Source organism: Martelella sp. (assembly GCF_984369615.1).
In genome coordinates, this window is sequence record NZ_CFHTCS010000339.1 from 1 (window position 1) to 4,702 (window position 4,702).

2 protein-coding genes, 1 tRNA gene and 1 pseudogene are annotated in these 4,702 nt (G+C 60.2%); all 4 read left to right on the plus strand.

Annotated features, from left to right (window positions below; translation table 11 throughout):
* Position 1: 1 nt before the first annotated feature.
* Positions 2-91 (plus strand) — tRNA-Ser (locus tag AC5DC2_RS19680).
* A 299-nt stretch (positions 92-390) separates the two neighbouring features.
* Positions 391-618: pseudogene (locus AC5DC2_RS19685) on the plus strand (helix-turn-helix domain-containing protein); the annotation flags it as partial.
* Positions 619-957: 339 nt separating this feature from the next.
* A complete protein-coding gene (locus tag AC5DC2_RS19690; RefSeq protein ID WP_491699696.1) occupies positions 958-1,926 on the plus strand; it encodes a hypothetical protein in 969 nt (322 codons plus the stop codon).
* Positions 1,927-2,190: 264 nt separating this feature from the next.
* A partial coding sequence (locus AC5DC2_RS19695; protein WP_491699695.1) for a S8 family peptidase occupies positions 2,191-4,702 on the plus strand: 2,512 nt, incomplete at its 3' end.

Genomic DNA, 4,702 nt, shown 5'->3' on the forward strand with positions numbered 1-4,702 from the left:
CGGAGGAGTGGCCGAGCGGTTTAAGGCACCGGTCTTGAAAACCGGCGTGCGTGAAAGCGTACCGTGGGTTCGAATCCCACCTCCTCCGCCATCCCGGCATCATCCAGAGCGAAGCGACGCGTTCCCGGACATGTTTCGTGCCCGCTTATGGGCGACTTGTAAGGTCAACGAACACACAATGGCTCATATGAGCACTATAGACGGCCTGAGGCGCAATTCCGGCAAGGCTCGCGAAGCCGCAGTTCGGCGCACGCCCGCAACTGGCTGGCCCGACACCGAACGCCGGTAGCTCGGCCTCGAGAAACTGCTCTCGAAAGAAAAGCAAACACAAGAAGGTGCTTCGCGCTCCGCGTGCTTTACCATATGCCGTACAGCCCCTAGGGTCGGTATATGCGGTATCTTGATATTGTGTTTTCAACGGACTTTCTGACAGCCGACCGCGTTGGAGATAGAGAAAGCCTGACCTTCACACGGCAGGAGCGAACCCTGCTGCAGCACTTCACGGCGAACGGCGGCAGGCTCTTGAGCCGCAATGATCTTCTCGCTGTCCTCGGCGGCCAGAATGACAGTATCAGCGACCGGCACGTAGATTTCCTGATCAACCAGATACGCCGCAAGCTTCGGGACAGGCCGCGCGCACCGCGCTTCATTCGCACCCAATATGGCGAAGGTTATGTCTGGGTCGCACCACGCTCGCCAGCGGATAGAGAAAATTCCAAGGCTTTTGTGATTATCGGTCCCGTTCGCGGCCTCAAGCGCGGCGGCGCCGAGGCGCGAAGCTACATCGAACAGCTCCATCTCGAACTTCAGGCGGGGGTCGGTTCGGACCGGGCGGTGATCATCGAAGAGGACGGGCGGGTTGCAACAGCGCATTTCAGCGTTGAGGTGATTTTTCATCGTCATGATGACGTTCTTCACGCCGCGCTTCTTCTAAGGCATGCCGGTCAGTTTATCGGCATGAAACGGGTCGATCATTACGCAGGCAGCAATGCGGTCGGCACAGAGGACATCATGCAGGCCATCTGGTCGCATCTCGCCCTGCCGCCGCCAAGTGGTGGGCTGCCCAATGACCTGCCGCCATGGATCCGCCAGCATGACGCGGCGCTCACGCTCAGTGGCAACCCCGACAAGGTCAGCTGGCGGGATAATGCGCGCATGCTTGAGCGCGCCATGGCAGAAAGCCCGCATGATCAGCGGCTGAGCGTGATGTGGGCGCTCAATCTCTATGCCCGCCTGCTGCAAAGCATGAGTGAACCGGATCAATGGCTTTCCCAGCATGAATGGCAGGCGATCGAGCGGGAAATTGAAGAGACAAGCCTGTCCGTTCTGGGCGAGCTGCCACAGATGCCCGAAATGGGACTGGCCGTCGCCAAGCTGCTTCTGTTCGTCAACAATGAACATACGGCGCTCGCCGAAAGTCTGGTTGATCAGGCTCTCCGATATGGTTCTGCCTTTGCCACCGCGGCGGCCCTGCGGGGAGAAATCGCGGCGATCGAGGGTGACATCGACGCAGCATGCCAACTCTATGACGAGGCGCTTGAACTCGCCGAACCGGGCACGGAGTTCTTTATCTATCTGATGCTGCTGAAGGCTGGCGCGCTACGCGCCGGAAACAGGCTGGATGCGTTGCAGGCGCTCGCCGGGCGTCTGCGCATAACAGCGCCGCTCGCGCATGCCCGCCTGGGTCTGCTGCTCGCGCCCGAACTGAACGAAGGCCATATGAACCGGACGGTTGCGGGCGCCGCGCTGACATCGGCAGTCGCGACGCACATGCTTCAGCTGCTCTACAATGTCTTCGGCCGCCGCTTCAAGAAACTCGAGCACCGCCGGAATATCATGAACGCGCCGATCGCGGCGTTTTCAGCCGCCTTTGGCGACGAGGTGGTCAGCGAGAGCATCAGATCCGGCGTATCCGATCAGGCCTGAGCCCGGCGTGGCGGCGATAGTCCGCCGCGTTTTCTGCGGGACAGGGCGACAGAAGCGTCCATGACACCGTCGGCAGCAACTTGCGAAAAGTCAAGAAAATCGCTGTTTCAAATACTGAGCAAACATTGTTGTGACATGACCGGACCGTTCTGTTTCGCGCAGGAGGGACGGAGGGGACACGGGTCGGTTTTTCAACCTGGTCAGCATCGTCTTCGCCTTGATGCGTCGAAACGCGTTTGTGACCGGTTATGATTGGACGTGCATATGCCCATAGCTTCTGCCTTTCCTCGCCTCTGTCTCGCCGGCCGGTTCGGAACGATCGCCGTCTCGGCGATGCTGACCTCGACTTTGCTGACGACCGGCGCATTCGCGCGCGCGGACGATCTTCCGATGCGACCTGTCGAAGAGAGCGAGGCCCTTGCCGATCGATCGTCGGAAGCGGTAAGGGCCGCGCTGCAGGAGGCAACCGCCTTCGGTCGCAAATCGCTTCTTGCCAGTATCGTCGAAAACGCGCGGCCGACGCCAGAACGCGCCGATCTAATTGAAACGGAGGCGCGAAGGCTTCGGCCCGATCTGGCCGCGTCGATCTCCAAGGCGGCCGCCGCGGGCCGCCACCTCGCAAGCCTGTTTCCCGAGGCGTCGGTGTCCGGAACGGTCCGGACGCAACCTCGGGCATCCTCCCCAGCCGCGCGCGCCACGCCTTACCCCGGGGGCAATCCCAACATTCCGAAAGATACGCTCAGTGAATATCAACGCAACTATTCGCTCGATGCCATGCATGTCGATGCTGCGCTTGAGAAAGGTTTTACCGGAAAGGGTGTCGTCGTCGGCGTTATTGACACAGGCATTGCCATTAGCCCCAACGGAACTGTTCACCCTGAATTCGAAGGCCGCGTCGATCCTCGTTCAAAAAGCTACCTCTACTGGTTTGACACCAGTGTCGAGGGCGAACACCTGACCCGGGAACAGTTTGAGGCCGCTTTCGAACAAGGCCCGGATGATCCCTATGATATCGATGGCCACGGAACCCATGTCTCCGGGATTATTGGCGCAGGTCGCAACGGCTTCGGCATGGAGGGTGTTGCCTCTCAGGCAACGATTCTCTCCGTTGGAGCAATACCGGGAGGTGATGGCGAAGTCTTCGTCGACGGCGAGGATTTCGATATCGATGATTTGCAATATTGCGGGCCATCCCTATTGAATGGAACCTGCGAGCCCATCACCGGTTCACGCGTTCCCGATACTGTAGGGTTTGAATATCTGTCGCAGTTTTCGGATGTGAAGGTGATCAATGGCAGTTTCGGTTCCACTGCTGAACCGGATCAGAAAACCTGGGATATACCTGTCAGGGAGCAAGCTCAGTTCATGGCTGACGCCGAAGCCATGAGGCAAAGCCTTGATGCCGGTCAGGTGATCGTCATGTCTGCAGGCAACGAATTTCTTGAGGCTCCAGTTCTTGCGGAAAATCCTTTCAGCAGTGGCCTTTTCCCCTTCATTCAGCCTAAAAATGAAGCGGCTACGAACTCCTCGGGCAGTCTGGTCTATGATGATCATGGCACCGGGCTTGACCTCAGCTTCACTTCCGCCGAAGCACTGGCGGCTGCAGAAAAACAAGATGGCATTGCCCGCGGTCGAATCGTCGTCGTCGTCGCGCTCGATGCCTATAATCGGATCTCCAGCTATTCCAACAGATGCGGTGTTGCAAAAGAGTGGTGTATTGCCGCGCCGGGCGGCGATCAGCCATCAGGAGCGGACAGCGGTATTTATTCGACCGTCCCTGACGACCTGGTTCCCAGTGGCTATGATTCCTACTCAGGCACCTCGATGGCTGCGCCGAATGTGTCCGGCGCCGTTGCCGTCCTGACCGAGGCCTATCCGAGCTTCTCTCCGGCGGAAATCGTCGATATCCTGTTCATGACCGCCGAGGATCTCGGCGCTGCGGGGATTGACGCAGTCTATGGTTGGGGGCTGGTGCGGCTTGACCGCGCGCTTTCGGTCGGCCCGGTCGGCATGACCGGCGAAGGCGTTTATGCGGTCGGCGCGGACGGTTCCGACACGACCTGGATCGTCTCGTTTACGAGCGACGGAAGCCTTGAGAAGCAGGGCGACGGCACGCTTTCCATCCTCAACGCCGCAACCTTTAGACAAGGCGCGGGCGTCGAGGGCGGATTGCTGGCGGTTGATGGCGTCCTGACGACGCCGGAACTGCATGTCGGCAGGAACGGCACGCTTGGCGGTACCGGGCGCGTTGCGGCCGATGTGGATGTCGAGGGCAAGCTTGTCCCCGGCCAGTCGCCCGGAACGATGACCATTGCCGGCAATGTGAGCCTTGCGCCGACGGCAACCATGGAAATCGATGTCGATGGCACGGGGACAGAGAACGGGGCCGGCAATTATGACCGTCTTCTCGTGACCGGCGCGGGCAATGACTTCGCCGCCAACGGCACCCTTCAACCGCGGTTGCGCGGCATCTCCGGCGCCGCCACCAATGCCTTCACGCCAATGCCCGGCGAACTTTTCACCTTTGTTCAGGTTGCAGACGGCAGCGTCACGGGCAGTTTCTCTGGCCTCGACCAGCCGGATGCGGGCCTTGCTCCGGGCACGCGTTTCGATGTGCTCTACGCAGCGGATGCGCTTTCCCTGGCCGCCACGCCGGAGCGCTATGCCGATCTTTCCGTCTTCGGCACCTCCGCCACGCAAAACGAAAAGGCGTTGGGCGGTGCGATCGACAGAAGCCGGCCTGCGGCGGGCATGCGCCCCAATCCCGCCTATAATG